This is a genomic window from Adlercreutzia sp., from assembly GCF_056795635.1.
This window is the reverse complement of the sequence record NZ_JBQIIT010000002.1, coordinates 72,473-86,588: the sequence shown is the minus strand read 5'-3', so window position 1 is coordinate 86,588 and position 14,116 is coordinate 72,473. Positions and strand designations below refer to the sequence as shown.

Below are 14,116 nucleotides of genomic sequence, written 5' to 3'. Positions count from 1 at the left end.
GGGCGGAGGAGGATCCATGCAATCGGTACGGAAGAACAGGCGCGCCGGCGCCACCCGCGAGGTCCTCCGCAGCAACGACACCGCCAAGCGCTCGGCCGAGATCGTCGTGGCCGCCCGCGAGCTCTATGAGGAGAAGGGCCTGGCCCACACCTCCATCCAGGACATCACCAACCATGTGGGAGTGACGCGTTCGCTGTTCTACCACTACTTCCAGAACAAGGAGGAAGTGACCTCGGCGGTGCTCGATCAGTACATCACCGACTTCATCGAGGCCATGCAGCACTGGAGCGAGAGCCGTGCGGTGCAGGAGACCGACGAATCGCTGCACACGATGGTGAAGATCATGCGCATGGTGCTCTTCGAGAAGAATACGTTCCGCATGGCCCTTTCGACCCAGGAGAACGCGGCGCTCTACCTGGACTTCCTCAATCGTTTTGCCGCCCAGGGCGCAGAGTTCATGGTGTCGCACCCCCTGGCCGGCCAGGAGAAGTACGGCGACGGATCCGACCACCTCTACGAGACTTTCTACGTGCTCATCGTGGGGCTCGTGAGTTATCTGCGCTCCCATCCCGACGCCGATGACGAGGTGCTCATCGCCATCGTCTCCCAGATGCTGCACTTGGAGCAGCCGGCTTAGGGACTTGTCGGCAGCGGTGTGGCGAATCGGTTACGTTTGCCGCCCGGCCGCTCAAGTTAGCTATTATCGGGCTGTAAGGAAAATGCGGCGCCCGGGCGCCCCTCCCGGCCCGTGGCGCGCCGGGCGACAGACCTGCGAGAGGACCGGCCTCCCATGGATATCAGGCGCGTGCTGGCAAGCGCTCCCCGTAAACACGACCTGGGCCCCGAACGGCCCCTGCTCACCCCCTGGGGCGAGGTCCTCGATCCGGCTTCGGTGCGCTCGGAGCATCCCCGCCCTCAGTTCGCGCGGGAGGCGTTCACCTCGCTGAACGGCTGGTGGAACTACGCCATCGTGCCCGTGGGCGCCGGCCCGACCCTGCGCCAGCCGGAGCACTTCGACGGGCGCATCCTCGTGCCCTTCTCGCCCGAGGCACTGCTGTCGGGGGTAGGTCGCCAGTTGGCTCCCGACGAGCTGCTCTGGTACGTGCGCCGGGTGAGGCGACCGGTGCTGCGCGAGGGGGACCGCTGCCTGCTGCACTTCGAGGCCGTGGACTTCGCCTGTGCCTGCTGCGTGAACGGCCGGGTCGTGGGCACCCACGAGGGCGCCTACCTGCCCTTCACCTTCGACATCACCGAGGCGCTCACCGCCACCGACGGCGATGCGGCCCTGGCCTGGCAGCAGGGCGGCGACTTCGTGGTGGCCCTGGCCGTGCGCGACCCGAGTGATACGGGGGTGCAGCTGCGGGGCAAGCAGCGACTCGAGCGCGGCGGCATCTGGTACACGGCCCAGAGCGGCATCTGGCAGCCGGTGTGGATGGAAGTGGTGCCCGAGCGCTCCATCGAGGCCGTTGCCCTGCGGCCCGATTGCGACCAGGAGCTTCTCATCGCCGACGTGGACGTGCGGGGCGCCTCGGGATTGCTGCGCCTCTACGTCTCCGATGGGGATGGCGTGCAGGTGGGCTCGGTGGCCGTGGCCGTGGAAGAGGGGGCGGTGCCCGAGGGCGCGAGCCCCGACGGGTCGCCGCGTCGCCGGGTGCGCCTGACCGTTCCCGTGCCCCGGCCGCGCCGGTGGAGTCCAGATGACCCCCATCTCTACGACCTCACCTTGCGCTACGGCTCCGATGCCGTCCACAGCTACACAGCCTTCCGCACCGTGGAGGTGGCCCGCGACGAGCAGGGCGCCTTCCGTTTTCGGCTGAACGGCGAGCCGCTGCTGCTACGGGGCGTGCTCGACCAGGGTTACTGGTCCGACGGCCTCATGACGGCCCCCTCCGACGAGGCTCTGGCTTTCGACATCCAGGCCATGCGCGAGGCTGGCTTCAACATGCTGCGGAAGCACCTGAAGGTGGAGGCTGACCGCTGGTACTACCACTGCGACCGGCTCGGCATGCTCGTGTGGCAGGACATGGTGAACGGGGGCGGCGCCTACGGGTCCTGGGAGACGAGCTTCAGGCCGACGCTGTGGCGCGGCAGCTGGGGCGATTACGACGACTGCGACCCCGAGCACCAGGCGAAGCTCGGCGCCGGGGACGAGCGCTACCGCGACCAGTGGCGCCGCGCCTGCCGGGCCACGGTGGAGCATCTGCGCAACCATCCCTCGGTGGTCTGCTGGGTGCTGTTCAACGAGGGCTGGGGGCAGTTCGACGCGGCCCTGGCCACCGAGGCGGTGCGCCGGGCCGACCCCACGCGGGTCATCGACGCCGTGAGCGGCTGGTACGACCAGGGCTGCGGAGACTTCCTCTCGGTGCACAACTACTTCCGCAAACTCAAGGTGTACCCCGACGATGCCGCGCTGCGGGGCCGGGCGGCCGAGCGGGGAGGGCGCGCCTTCGCCATCTCGGAGTTCGGCGGCGCCACCTTCCGCGTGGAAGACCACAGCGCCTTCGCCGAGAGTTACGGCTACGACCGTTTCGACGACCGGGGCGCCTGGCGGGCGGCAGTGCGCCGCACCCTGGCCGAGGCCGAGGCCCTGGAGGGCGACGGGCTGGCGGCCTACGTGTACACGCAGCTGTCGGACGTGGAGGAGGAAGTGAACGGCATCCTCACCTACGACCGGCGGGTGAACAAGCTGAAGGAGGAGGCCCATGGAACCTGCGACGGCTAACGGCGAGGGGGCGGGCGCGGCGAAGGTGGCCGCATTGCGCGCCCTCTTCGAGGAGGTGTTCGGAAGCGGCCCTGCTGCGGGCGCGGCGGCTGCGGTCGCTGGGTCGACGGGCGGGGTTCCCGTCGGCGCGGGAGCGGCCGGGGCCAGGCGCTCCTTCGTGCTGGCCTCGGCCCCGGGGCGCATGGAGGTGGCCGGCAACCACGTCGATCACCAGGGCGGCCGCGTCATCTCGGCGGCCATTGGCGAGCGCACCTGGGGGCTCGCGGCCGAGAACGGCCTCGGGCGCATCCGCGCGGTCATGGAGGGCTTCGGCACCGTGGAGGTGGACCTCGCCGATCCCCAGTGGGCGCAGCCCCATCCGGTGGAGGCCCTCACCTCTGCGGCCATCGTGCGTGGCATGGCCGCCGCCTTCGCCGCTGGTGGCGGCACGGTGCGCGGCTTCGATCTCGTCACCGGCTCCGAGGTGCCCCCGGGATGCGGCCTGTCCTCCTCGGCCGCCTTCGAGGTCATGATCGGCGCGTGCCTGGAGGGCCTGTTCGGCCCCGGCCCCTTCGCGAGCGCGGCGGCCGAGGATGCCGGGGGAACCCGCGCGGAAGAAGCGGAGGCGGTGCCCTTGGATGCCGCGGCCGTGGCCCTGGCGGCCGTCGGGTGCGAGCAGCGCTTCTTCGGGAAGCCCTGCGGCGCCCAGGACCAGCTGGCGAGCGCCTGCGGCGGCGTGGTCACCATCGATTTCGGGCCGACGGTGCCCGTGGTGGAGCCTGTGGCCCTCGACGCTGCGGCGGAGGGCTTCCGCATCGTGCTCGTGGACAGCCGCCAGGATCATTCCCTGCATCAGGACGAGTTCGCCGCCATTCCCGCTGACATGCGCATGGTGGCCAACCTGCTGGGGGTGGCCCGTCTCGGGGATGCGCCGGTGGGGGCGCTCTTGTCCCAACTGGGGGCGGTGCGCACCGAGCTGGGGGATCGCCGGGCCATGCGGGCGCTGCACTACTACGACGAAGTGGCCCGGGTGAACGCCCAGCGCGCGGCCCTCGACGGGGGAGACTTCGCCACCTTTCTGCGCTTCGTGCGACTTTCGGGCGCCTCGTCGGCCCAGTTCCTTCAGAACGTGTCCCTGCGCGAGCCCGGCAGCGAGGCGCGCCAGCCGGCCATGATCATCCAGAGCTTGGCGGCCCATCTGCTCGGCGAGGAGGGGGCTTGGCGCATTCACGGCGGCGGCTTCGGCGGCTCGGTACTGGTCTTCGTGCCCGCTGATCGGGCCGACGACTTCATGGCGACCATGGACGGGCTGCTCGGCTACGGGGCCTGTCGCGAAGTGGTTGTCGGCGCACCCGGCGTGCGGGCGGAGCGCCTGCGATGATCGTCCGCGAGCCTGGGCCGCCGCCGGTGGCGAACCAGGAGTGGCGGGCGTTGTCGCCGGCGGGGCCCCTCGATATCACCATCAACGGCACCAAGCCGGAGAAGGACCCGCGGGCCATCGCGCGGGCCGCGAGCGGGGGCGCAGTGTGCGCGATGGCCGTCGCCGAGAAGACGGGGCGCCCCTCCGATGCTCGCGGCAACGATACAGCCTCGGATGCCGCCGCGGGCCCTCTCTGTGCGAATGGCCGCAGATCGGCACCGCTGGCCGCCGCTGACGGTGACTGTGTCCTCTGCTGGCATCGCCAGGCCGATGAGGGCCTTGTCTGCCGAGGCGCTGGAAGCGGGGAAGTGCGTTCGGTGGAGCTTGCCGGCGAGGAGTGGGCGTGGTGGTTCTCCCCCTATGGCTACTTCCCCGAGCATATCATTGCGGCGTCGCCCGAGCACCGGCCCATGGCCATCGACCACCTGACCATTGCTCGGTTGCTCGACTTCGCCGACGCCTACCCCCGGTGGTTCATCGGTTCCAACGCCGATCTGCCCATCGTGGGCGGCTCCATCCTCGCCCACGATCACTTCCAGGGCGGCGGCTACCGATTTCCCCTCATGGAGCGGCCCATCAAGCAGCGTTTCGCCCTGCCGGGCCTGGGCGGGGTGGAAGCCGGTATCGTGGACTGGCCCGCATCGGTGGCGCGTCTGCGCACGACGGATCGCACGGCCCTCGGCGAGGCCGCCTGCCGCCTCATGGACGCCTGGCGCTCCTTCTCCTTCGAGCCCTGCGCCATACGGGCCTTCTCACCCGGCAGCGTACAGGGGAGTGGCGCTGGCGAACTGGCCGCCGCGATCGATTGCCGTTCGGTCGCGTCCTCGATCGGAGCCGTCGTTCCCCACAACACGGTGAACCCCATCCTGTGGCGGGAGGGCGACGAGTATGTGATGGATATCGTGCTGCGCAACAACCGCACCACGCCGGAGCGTCCTTACGGCCTCTTCCACGTACCAGAGCGGCTCTTTCCCATCAAGAAGGAGAACATCGGCCTCATCGAGATCATGGGCCGGGCCATCCTGCCCGGGCGCCTGGCCGCCAAGCTGCCCGGCATCAAGCCCGAATGCGACTGCGCCTTCTACGAGATCTTGCAGGCCACCGGCGTGTTCAAAGGCGACGAGGCCGGACGCGCCGGCTGGGACGCGCTGATCGCTGCCCTGTAGGGGCGAGGCTTTCCGTCGGTGACGGCGGTCGGTCAGGCGCAGCGGGCGCCCCCGCCGAGGGTATGGCGCACTACCTCGAAGCGCTCCAGCTTCGCGTCCTCGTCGGGACGGATGCCGGCCTTCTTCTTGGCGATGGCGATCTGGTCCATGACCGTATCCACGCCGTCCAAGTCGGGGAGCAGCAGCCCCCGCCTGAAGCCGCGGGTGACGATGACGCCGTAGCGGGCCGGGTCAAGCTCCTCGAGCGAGTGCACGGGCTCCGGCTCGCCGAGCACGTCCACCGAGTAGGACAGGGCGTCCAGCTCATCGGGCCGCACCTGCGGAAAGCGCGGATCCTCGGTGGCGGCGGCCACGCCGTTCATGATGATCTCCTCGGCCAGGCACGACTGGGCCGGCGCGATGGTGCCAATGCACCCGCGCAGTTTTCCCTCCTTGTGCAAGCTCACGAAGGTGCCGGCCCGTCGTCTGGTCATGACATCGGGGAGCCCCTGAGGGGTGGGGAGCACCTCGCCGCTCCCCACGATGGATTCCACACTCAGTCGTGCAAGGGCCACGAGCGGGTCCACCTGGGGATCCAACACGAGCGAGAGGATCGCGCTGTTTTCCTCCCGCTCGCCCTCGTCGAGGGCCGTCTCGGCATCCCGATCCCACGCAAGGGGGTGGCGCCCCGTGCTCGGATCGGCAATTGCATGGGCCGCCTCGGGTGTCGCGCCGGCAATGCCGGCCGATGGGCCGGGTGCGCCTGCGGTCCTGGTGTCGGCAACCGTCGCACCAGCGTCTTCGCGCGCCCCGCTCTCGCACCGGTTGTGCCGCCCGCTGCCGTGCCCGGCATCGGGCGGTAGGCCGTCAGCGGGTTTCTCGGCCGTCTCTCCCCGTTCGCGGGCCGTCTTGGCATGGGCGCCGCGAATCTCGGCCTCCACTTCCTCCTCGGTAGTGGAAGGGCCGGCCTCTACCTCGAAGGCGGCGATGGCGTAGCCTACGCCGAAGGGGCCCTCGTAACTGAGCAGCTGGGGTGTGAAAGGCAGTCCCTCCAGCGCACCGGCCATGATCTCGAAAGCTCGCAGGCCGCACTCGGCGGCGCTCTCGCACATCACCGGATCCAGGGCGAAGAGCTCTTGCAGGGCCCCGCGGGCGAAGATCCCTTCCACGGCGCGGTCGAACCGGCGCCCGGCCGGATCGAAGCCGTAGGGGCCATCCTCGGTCAGCTTGTGGGAGAGGTCGCCGCTCGCGATGAGCACACAGCGCATGTCCAGACGCTCGGCGGCCCGAGTGATGGACTGCCCCAGGAAGTGGTGATCCGACGGCGAGAGCGCCGAGAGGCCCACGCGCAGCACGGGCACCTCCTCCAAGTCCACTGTTTGAGCGAGGAAGTGCAGCGGCACGAAGGCGCCGTGGTCGATCTCGGTCTGGGCCGCGGGTGCGCCGGCTGCGGGGATGGACCGTCGGGCGAGGCGGTCGGCCACCGCTTGGGTGAACTCGCCATCGCCGCGGGTGGTTACCGTGGCCTGGGGCTGTCCGAACGGGGCCATTGAGCCGGTTTCCTCGTCGGCATTGGAGATGAAGAAGCCGTCGCGGTAGAACGGCGCGTGGGGCGAGGCAATGACGATGACGTCGGGGTCGTGGCTTGCCACGCGCCGGGCGATCTCCTCGTAAGCGGCGACCGTATCGGCGACGGTTTCCTCCTGGCCCTGACCCACGGCGGGCACGATGAGCGGCGGATGGGGCACGGCATAGGCGGCAAGAAGGCCCATGGGACACCTTCCCTTTCTGCTGGGGAGCGAATAGGCTGCGTTTCAGCGAGAACCATGGTGAGGGAAGCTCCTGCGATGAGTCTCCCCATCAGCGAATTGTCACGGGATCGTTAGCCCATCTGCGCAGGAGGGCGGGGCCTGCGCGGCTCCTGCGCCGGTCGAGAGATCCGTCAGCCCTCCTGCACGATCCCTTTCGGTTCGATCTGGGTCGCGGGGAATCGTCCCGGCGCCCCGTCCGCTGCTGGCATTTGAATTTCGCACCGCTCACCCCGGATCGCCGGGTTTTCGCACGACCTCCTTGACTTGAAGTCGACTCCAAGGTTTACCCTCCTCGGCGAGAGCAATCAGAGAGGAGCATTCATGACCGCATCTTACGAGGGCGTGGCCAAGCTAGGCTTCGGCGCCATGCGCCTGCCCCTGACCGATCCCGACGACGTTACCGCCATCGACATCGAGCAGGTGAAGACCATGGTGGACGAGTTCATGGCGAAGGGCGGCACCTACGTGGACACCGCCTTTGTCTACCACGACGGCGCATCGGAGACGGCCCTGCGCGAGGCCTTGGTGGAGCGCTATCCCCGCGAGGCGTTCACCCTGGCCACGAAGTGCCTGGCCTGGGCCTGTGCCAGCAAGGAGGAAGCCCAGGCCTGCCTGCCCACATCCCTGGAGCGGTTGGGGGTCGATTATGTCGACTACTACCTGCTGCACAATCTGGGCGGCGCGCGCACGGCCAAGTTCGATGAGTACGATATGTGGAACTACGTGGCCAAGGCGAAGGCCGATGGCCTCATCCGCCACGTCGGCTTCTCCATGCACGACGGCCCCGAGACCTTGGAAGGGATTCTGACGGCCCACCCGGAGGTCGATTTCGTGCAGCTGCAGGCGAACTACCTGGATTGGGACGACCCGGTCACCCAATCGGCCCGCTGCCTGGAAGTGGCCGCGGCCCACGGGGTGCCGGTCATCGTCATGGAGCCGGTGCGCGGCGGCCGTTTGGCGAATCTGCCCGAGCGCGGCGCGGAGGTGCTGGCGGCGGCCGACCCGGACGCGAGCCAGGCTCGTTGGGCCTACCGCTTCTGCCTCGATCTGCCCGGGGTGCTCACGGTGCTGGCCGGCGCCTCTACGTTGGAGCAGATGCAGGACAATATGGACACCTTCCAAGCCCACAAGCCCCTGACCGAGGCCGAGCGCAGCGCCATTGCCGAGGTGGTGGCCGCCCTGCGCAGCGTGGATCTCATTCCCTGCACCAACTGCGGCTACTGCGTGAAGGACTGCCCCGAGGGCGTGAAGATTCCCATCGCCCTGAACCTGCTGAACCTGGAGAAGCAGACCGAGGACAACGCCTTCGTGAAGGGTCTCTACTCCTGGCAGGCCGCCGAGGGCCCTGCATCGAAGTGCATCCAGTGCGGTTCCTGCGAGGCCATGTGCCCCCAGTCCATTCCCATCATCGACCGCCTCGCCGAGGCCGTCGAGCACTTCGAGGGGTAGGCGGCAGGAGATACGCCCATTGCGATCAGGGGGGCTGCTATGGCGGTCCTCCTGATCGCTTACACTCTATCGAGCTCTATGCCAGCAGTTTGCTAGCCCAGCCATTTTCTCCGGGCTTGCTTGAGCCAGTTCTTCTTGAACGAGCCGATGCCGCCGAAGAACTTGTCGTAGGTCGCTCCGTTTTCCTTGGCCGCGTATTTCGCTGCGGCAAGCTCAATGGTGCAGAGATAGTCTGCCACCTGGGCAAGACGATATTCAGTCATGGTCGTGCGCTTCTTGACTACGGCTTCTTTGGAAAGCGTCGAGCAGATCGCTTCATCCAAGGCCTTCTTTACCAAGGCTTGCCCGTTGTCGTAGTAGAGTTTTACCTGATCGAAGCTCTGGAAGAACGTCAGATGGTCAATGAGCATGCACGACACGTCGCGCTTCATGCGCAGGGCAAGTTTGCTGATATCGGAGAACTCTCGTCGCTTGTAGACAAAGGCTCTATATTGGATGGGAAGATATCTGACGAGCGCGCTGAATGACGACAGCAATTTCTTGCGTTGTCGTGGTTCGAGATCCTCATACTCGTCATGGCCATTGAGGAGAGGCTCGGAATGAAATGGGATATTCGGCAGATCGGCTGAAGCGAGGGAGCGTTCGTAGGCACTTATCTCGTTGGCAATGCCCTGGCTCTGATCGTGGATAACCAGAGTTAGGATGAAATAGCGCGCCCTGCTCGTTTTGTCGCCGCTCTCGTCGACGAATATTGAAAGATCTCGCATTCAAACTCCCTGGCTCCAATATAAAAATTGCCGGGGGACAGCCCCCGGCGCTTGGAGGCAGCATCGAGTGCCGCCACGAGTTTTATACCACGGATCTCTTCAACGATCAAGGAGAAATTAGTCGGATATGGAAAATTATCTATCACAATTCAATAGCTCTAACTCATCCAGCCCACGAACTGCACCAGCAAGGGGATGCTCGCCAAAGCCAGTACGGTGGTGACGAAGGTGCCCTGGGCCATGACGCGGCTGTTGCCGCCGTACTGGTAGCAGAGCATGGTGCCGTTGGTGGCCACGGGCATGCCCGAGATGACGATGCATATGGACAGCAGCAGCCCCGCCGGCACGAATGGCTGAAACACCAGTCCGATGATGACCGGGGTGATGAGCAGGCGGAAGACGGCGCAGGCCCACAGGCGCGGACCGCCCACCAGGTCGCGCACGGGCATGTTCGCCAGCGACGATCCGATGATGAGCAGGGCCGCCGGGGTGGTGATGGAACCGAGGTTGTTCAGGGCATCGCCCAGGATGGGAGCATGGTGAATACCCGCCAGGGTGAGCACCATGGCCGCCACGCAGGACAGCATGACGGGCGTGACGAAGGTGCGCCAGGTGGTCTGCACCTTCACGTCGCCGTCGGTGTCCTGGGTGAGGAACCATGCCCCGATGGTGAACACAAAGAGGTTGAAGGGTAGGTTGAACACGGCGGCGTAGATGAGCGCCTCAGGGCCGAAGATGGCCGACAGCACCGGGTAGCCGATGAAGCCCACGTTGCCGAAGCAGAGCATGAACCGGTACACGCCCCGGTGCCCGTCGGGAATGCGCAGGATCGCCGTGAAGCCGTAGGCCACGGCCAGCAGCACGCCGTAACTGGCGCAGGACAGGGCCAGGGTGACGAGAATCTCCTCGCGGGGCGGCAGGGCGTCGGCGGTGAGCACCGATCCCAGGATCATGCCCGGCAGGGCCAGGTTGATGACGAGCCGCGAGAGCAGGCGATCGAACTGGTCGTTCATGAAGCCGGTCTTCTTCGCCCCATAACCGACGCCCACGATGATGAACAGCGTCACCATCTCCTTGAATATGCTAACGAGCCCCGCCTCCATGCTGCCCTTCTCCTCTGTTGTTTCGAAGGTGCCCTAGTGTACGCCTTGGAAGGTCCGTCGTTGGCGTATACTGGCCAGCGCTCTACTTGTCCCGTTGAAAGGAAGCCCCATGTTCACCATCGGTTGCCATCTGTCGTCTGCCAAGGGGTATTTGAAGATGGCTCAAGATGCCGCATCCATCGGCGGGAACACCTTCCAGTTCTTCACGCGCAACCCGCGGGGCGGCCGCGCTAAGGCCATCGATCCGGCCGATGTGGCGGCCTTCCACGACTTCGCGGCCAACCACGGCATCGCGACGTTTCTCGCCCATGCCCCCTACACCATGAACCCGGCGGCAGCCAAGCCCGAGACGCGGCAGTTCGCCATCGAGCTTTTGACCGACGACCTCATGCGCATGGAGAACACTCCGGGCCAGCTGTACAACATGCACCCGGGATGCCACGTGGGCCAGGGCATGGAAGCGGGCATCGCCCTTATCGCCGATGCCCTGAACCAGGTGCTGACGGCCGATCAGTCCACTACGCTGCTGCTGGAGACCATGGCGGGCAAGGGCACCGAGGTGGGCAGCCGCTTCGAGGATCTGGCGGCCATCATCGACGCTGTGGAGCTGAATGAGAAGGTGGGCGTGTGCCTGGACACCTGCCATGTTTGGGATGGCGGCTACGACATTGCCGGCAACCTGGACGGCGTGCTCGAGGAGTTCGACCGCGTCATCGGTCTCGACCGCCTGCGCGCCATTCACCTGAACGATTCCAAGAACCCGCTCGGCGCCCACAAGGATCGCCATGCTCCCATCGGCGAGGGACATATCGGGTTCGATGCCCTGGCCGCCGTGACGAACCATCCGGTCCTGCGCGACCTGCCCTTCTTCCTGGAAACGCCCCAGGATGATCTGGCCGGCTGGGGCGCCGAGATCGCTGCCCTGCGCGCCGCCCATACCGCGTAACCGTTGCGGGCGGAGCCGTGCTCCCTTTCGCCTCATCGGCAAAGCGGGCCGCCCCTTCCCAGGAGCGGCCCGCTTGTGTTTCGGCTTTCGGGGGCACCTGCCCTGATGACTAGATTACGAAGAAGTACACGCTGAAGAACTGTAGGATGCTGGCTGCCAGCACGAACAGGTGGAAGATGGAGTGCATGTAGCGGATCTTCTTGAAGATGTAGAAGACGGCGCCCACGGTGTAGCTGATGCCGCCCGCGGCCAGAAGCCAGAAGCCCACGGGGTGCAGCTGGGCGTACAGGGTGGGTAGAAAGAATACGATGGACCAGCCCAGGGCCACGTAGAGCACCGAGGAGATCCAGCGGGGGCGATAGGTCCAGAAGGCCTCGCAGGCGATGCCGATGAGGGACACCGTCCACACGAACACGGCGAGCCACAGGCCGCCCACATGGCCCAGGGTAATGAGACAGTAGGGCGTGTAAGTGCCGGCGATGAGCAGGTAGATGCCCGAATGATCGAGCACCTTGAACACGCGCTTGGCCTTCTCGGCGGCCAGGGCGTGGTACAGGGTGGACATGAGGTACTCCACTAGCTGGGCGATGCCGTAGACCAGGGCCGCGGCTAGCAGAATGCCGCCACCGTCGGCCACCGATTTCACGATGAGCACCACGAGCGCCGCCACGGCCAGGCCCGCGCCGATGCCGTGGGTGACGGCGTTGAAGATCTCCTCGCCGAGGGTGTACTCGCGCACCGACTTCTTGCCAGAGCGGCGGATGAGCTCTCTGATCTCGGGGGACACCTTGGCCGCGGCAGCGGCGGCATCGGGGGAGAGCTCGGGGTGTTGGAAGGCGATGGCGGGCATAGGGGCTCCTTCGGCTGGGGGTATCCCTGCATCATAGACTACCGGGTCGGTTTTGGCGGTAACGGCGGGGAAACCCTAGGGGAAAGGCAACCTCGCCGCTCGTCCACGGGATCGATGGCTGAATTGCGCAGAAAATGCCGTTTCTCGTAGTTGTTTGAATGCGGAAAACTTGATCGAAAGCGATTGACCAGGGGAAATGCAGAGGAAGAAACGCGTGGGGCGGCGTTAGCACGAGGAAAAACTACGAGAAACGGCATTTTCTGCGCAGTTGAAGGCCTCGGGCTAGCCCTGCTCGCCCTTTCGCTGCTCGCGCAGGGCCTTCAGGGTGGCGCGCTTTCTCGCCTGCTTGTCGGCATAGGCCTGCTTCTCAGCGCGCTTGCGGGCGCGCTCGGCCTCTTCGGCGGCGCGCTCATCGGCCCGGGCTGCCTTCTCGGCCTCGCGGGCGGCGTGGCGGGCGGCGGCGCGCTCTTCCCGCTCGGCGGCGGCCTCAGCCTCGGAGAAGCGGCAGCCGCAGTAGTTCTGGCGGTACATGCCGCCCTCGCGCGAGCGCCGGGTGGCCTCGTCGTAGTAGGGGCGGTAGTCCTCGAAGCGGGCCTCGATGCCCTCATTCGCGCAGGCCCGTTCCAGCTCCTCGCGGATAATGGATGTGTACTGGTAGGGGCTCACGGAAAGCGTGGTGCCCAAGGCGGCGAAACCGTGCTCGGCGGCGTAGCGGGCCGCTTCCGTGAAGCGCAGCCGGTAGCAGGCCCGGCAGCGGGCCTCCCGGGCCGCCCGCGCCTCGGAGGGCTCCCCCGTGAGGGCCGTTCCGAGGCCTAAAGTGCCGCCGCATTCCGCGGCGTTGCCTTCTGGGGTTCTGCCGTGCTCTTCCGCGGCCTCGCCTGTCGGCCCAGGGCCTCTTTTCACCGCTCCGTCCGCTGGCCCGGGGCTGCCGCCCCCGTCGCCCTCTTCCCCGCAGATCACGCCGAACGTGGCCGCAGCCGCGTCGCCGATACGGCCGACCGTGGCCTCCCAGGCCGCCACGTCATAGGCCCCCTCCACGACGGCCAGATCCTCCTCCGTGGCCCACTCGTGCAGCGTGGCCAGGCGCCGGGCGTACTCCTCGGCGGGATGGATGTTCCCGTTCGCGTAGAAGATGACGGGCTCGACGCCGCTCTCGCGCAGGACGCGCACGGGCTCCAACGAGCAAGGACCGCAGCATGCGTGAAGCAGGATGCGGTCCTTGGGAGCGGGCGCGGTATGGGTATTGGTGGCAGTCATGGCACCCATGCTATCACAGAAGGGGCGGCCGTGCGCCGACGTTGGGGCGCGGCCGTCTCCTTGCCCGTAGGCAGATGCGCCGGGCGCTACTCGGCGGCCAGGGGGCTCGGCACGGAGTACACGCGGGCGGCGCACTCGCGATCCAGGTCGTAGAGGCCCTTCGGATCGCCGCCGAACAGCTTCATGTTGGTGATCATGGTGTCGGCGTTGTCCTCTTCCTCCATCTGCTCGTCGATGAACCAGCCGAGGAACTTCTGGGCGCGGTAGTCGTGGGCCTCCAGCGCCGCGGCATAGATGTCGTGGATGAGCGAGGTCACGTACTGCTCGTGCTCCATAGCGGCCTCCAGCGGCTCCAGGAAGTTCGCGAAGGTGGGGGTGGGCTGGTCGATGGCCAAAAGGCGCACCTTCTCGCCGTTCTCGTGCAGGTACTTGCGGAAGATCAGCGCGTGATCGCGCTCCTCGGCGGCCTGGATCTCGAAGTAGTTGGCGTAGCCCGAGAGGCCCTCCTCCTCGTAGTAGTCGGCGAAGGCGAGGTACAGGTAGGCGCTGTAGAGCTCCTTGTTGATCTGGTCGTTGATGAGTTCGTACACCTTGGCGTCCATGGAACGTCCTTTCTGAGCCCGCAGGCTGGTCGGTCTGATAACGAAAATCAGGATACCCCAAACCC

12 protein-coding genes are annotated in these 14,116 nt (G+C 66.7%); 6 read left to right on the top strand and 6 right to left on the bottom strand.

Annotation, left to right across the window (positions count from 1 at the left end; genetic code table 11):
• Positions 1-16: 16 nt before the first annotated feature.
• The 4 genes from ACTOXK_RS01400 to ACTOXK_RS01385 all read left to right on the top strand — a co-directional run bounded on the left by ACTOXK_RS01400 (position 17) and on the right by ACTOXK_RS01385 (position 5,287).
• Positions 17-637 (top strand): TetR/AcrR family transcriptional regulator, encoded by a 621-nt coding sequence (locus ACTOXK_RS01400; RefSeq protein ID WP_482279829.1) that lies wholly within the window; start codon positions 17-19, stop codon positions 635-637.
• A 153-nt stretch (positions 638-790) separates the two neighbouring features.
• On the top strand, positions 791-2,722 hold the full coding sequence (locus ACTOXK_RS01395) for a glycoside hydrolase family 2 protein (protein ID WP_482277181.1): 1,932 nt from the start codon (positions 791-793) through the stop codon (positions 2,720-2,722).
• Positions 2,703-4,082: a galactokinase gene (locus ACTOXK_RS01390; protein WP_482277180.1), complete on the top strand. Its 1,380-nt coding sequence runs from the start codon at positions 2,703-2,705 to the stop codon at positions 4,080-4,082. The genes ACTOXK_RS01395 and ACTOXK_RS01390 overlap by 20 nt, the downstream gene beginning before the upstream one ends.
• On the top strand, positions 4,079-5,287 hold the full coding sequence (locus tag ACTOXK_RS01385; RefSeq protein ID WP_482277179.1) for a UDP-glucose--hexose-1-phosphate uridylyltransferase: 1,209 nt from the start codon (positions 4,079-4,081) through the stop codon (positions 5,285-5,287). The genes ACTOXK_RS01390 and ACTOXK_RS01385 overlap by 4 nt, the downstream gene beginning before the upstream one ends.
• 32 nt (positions 5,288-5,319) lie before the next feature.
• Here ACTOXK_RS01385 and amrA read toward each other — a convergent pair whose 3' ends face one another.
• Entirely contained in the window at positions 5,320-7,038 is a 1,719-nt protein-coding gene (amrA, locus tag ACTOXK_RS01380) for an AmmeMemoRadiSam system protein A (protein ID WP_482277178.1), read from the bottom strand.
• Positions 7,039-7,398: 360 nt separating this feature from the next.
• Between amrA and ACTOXK_RS01375 the strand changes: the two genes are divergently transcribed.
• Complete coding sequence (locus ACTOXK_RS01375; protein WP_482277177.1) at positions 7,399-8,526, top strand: aldo/keto reductase; 1,128 nt, start codon at positions 7,399-7,401, stop codon at positions 8,524-8,526.
• Between the two features lie 92 nt (positions 8,527-8,618).
• Here ACTOXK_RS01375 and ACTOXK_RS01370 read toward each other — a convergent pair whose 3' ends face one another.
• Positions 8,619-9,293: a DUF3800 domain-containing protein gene (locus ACTOXK_RS01370; RefSeq protein ID WP_482277176.1), complete on the bottom strand. Its 675-nt coding sequence runs from the start codon at positions 9,291-9,293 to the stop codon at positions 8,619-8,621.
• A gap of 158 nt (positions 9,294-9,451) precedes the next feature.
• On the bottom strand, positions 9,452-10,396 hold the full coding sequence (locus ACTOXK_RS01365; protein WP_482277175.1) for an AEC family transporter: 945 nt from the start codon (positions 10,394-10,396) through the stop codon (positions 9,452-9,454).
• A gap of 109 nt (positions 10,397-10,505) precedes the next feature.
• On the opposite strand from ACTOXK_RS01365, the gene ACTOXK_RS01360 reads away from it, so the two are divergent.
• Positions 10,506-11,342: a deoxyribonuclease IV gene (locus ACTOXK_RS01360; protein ID WP_482277174.1), complete on the top strand. Its 837-nt coding sequence runs from the start codon at positions 10,506-10,508 to the stop codon at positions 11,340-11,342.
• A 109-nt stretch (positions 11,343-11,451) separates the two neighbouring features.
• Here the strand turns inward: ACTOXK_RS01360 and trhA are convergent, their stop codons facing one another.
• The 3 genes from trhA to ACTOXK_RS01345 all read right to left on the bottom strand — a co-directional run bounded on the left by trhA (position 11,452) and on the right by ACTOXK_RS01345 (position 14,051).
• Positions 11,452-12,192 (bottom strand): PAQR family membrane homeostasis protein TrhA, encoded by a 741-nt coding sequence (trhA, locus tag ACTOXK_RS01355; RefSeq protein ID WP_482277173.1) that lies wholly within the window; start codon positions 12,190-12,192, stop codon positions 11,452-11,454.
• Positions 12,193-12,474: 282 nt separating this feature from the next.
• Positions 12,475-13,449: an epoxyqueuosine reductase QueH gene (locus ACTOXK_RS01350; RefSeq protein ID WP_482277172.1), complete on the bottom strand. Its 975-nt coding sequence runs from the start codon at positions 13,447-13,449 to the stop codon at positions 12,475-12,477.
• A gap of 86 nt (positions 13,450-13,535) precedes the next feature.
• Entirely contained in the window at positions 13,536-14,051 is a 516-nt protein-coding gene (locus ACTOXK_RS01345) for a ferritin (protein ID WP_482277171.1), read from the bottom strand.
• Between the last annotated feature and the right edge of the window lie 65 nt (positions 14,052-14,116).

Bases quoted from the DNA above. Each gene is read 5' to 3' on its own strand.
- ACTOXK_RS01400 (WP_482279829.1), top strand. From the start codon at position 17: ATGCAATCGGTACGGAAGAACAGGCGCGCCGGCGCCACCCGCGAGGTC.
- ACTOXK_RS01360 (WP_482277174.1), top strand. From the start codon at position 10,506: ATGTTCACCATCGGTTGCCATCTGTCGTCTGCCAAGGGGTATTTGAAG.
- ACTOXK_RS01390 (WP_482277180.1), top strand. From the start codon at position 2,703: ATGGAACCTGCGACGGCTAACGGCGAGGGGGCGGGCGCGGCGAAGGTG.
- ACTOXK_RS01375 (WP_482277177.1), top strand. From the start codon at position 7,399: ATGACCGCATCTTACGAGGGCGTGGCCAAGCTAGGCTTCGGCGCCATG.
- ACTOXK_RS01395 (WP_482277181.1), top strand. From the start codon at position 791: ATGGATATCAGGCGCGTGCTGGCAAGCGCTCCCCGTAAACACGACCTG.
- ACTOXK_RS01385 (WP_482277179.1), top strand. From the start codon at position 4,079: ATGATCGTCCGCGAGCCTGGGCCGCCGCCGGTGGCGAACCAGGAGTGG.
- ACTOXK_RS01370 (WP_482277176.1), bottom strand. From the start codon at position 9,293: ATGCGAGATCTTTCAATATTCGTCGACGAGAGCGGCGACAAAACGAGC.
- ACTOXK_RS01350 (WP_482277172.1), bottom strand. From the start codon at position 13,449: ATGACTGCCACCAATACCCATACCGCGCCCGCTCCCAAGGACCGCATC.
- ACTOXK_RS01345 (WP_482277171.1), bottom strand. From the start codon at position 14,051: ATGGACGCCAAGGTGTACGAACTCATCAACGACCAGATCAACAAGGAG.
- amrA (WP_482277178.1), bottom strand. From the start codon at position 7,038: ATGGGCCTTCTTGCCGCCTATGCCGTGCCCCATCCGCCGCTCATCGTG.
- trhA (WP_482277173.1), bottom strand. From the start codon at position 12,192: ATGCCCGCCATCGCCTTCCAACACCCCGAGCTCTCCCCCGATGCCGCC.
- ACTOXK_RS01365 (WP_482277175.1), bottom strand. From the start codon at position 10,396: ATGGAGGCGGGGCTCGTTAGCATATTCAAGGAGATGGTGACGCTGTTC.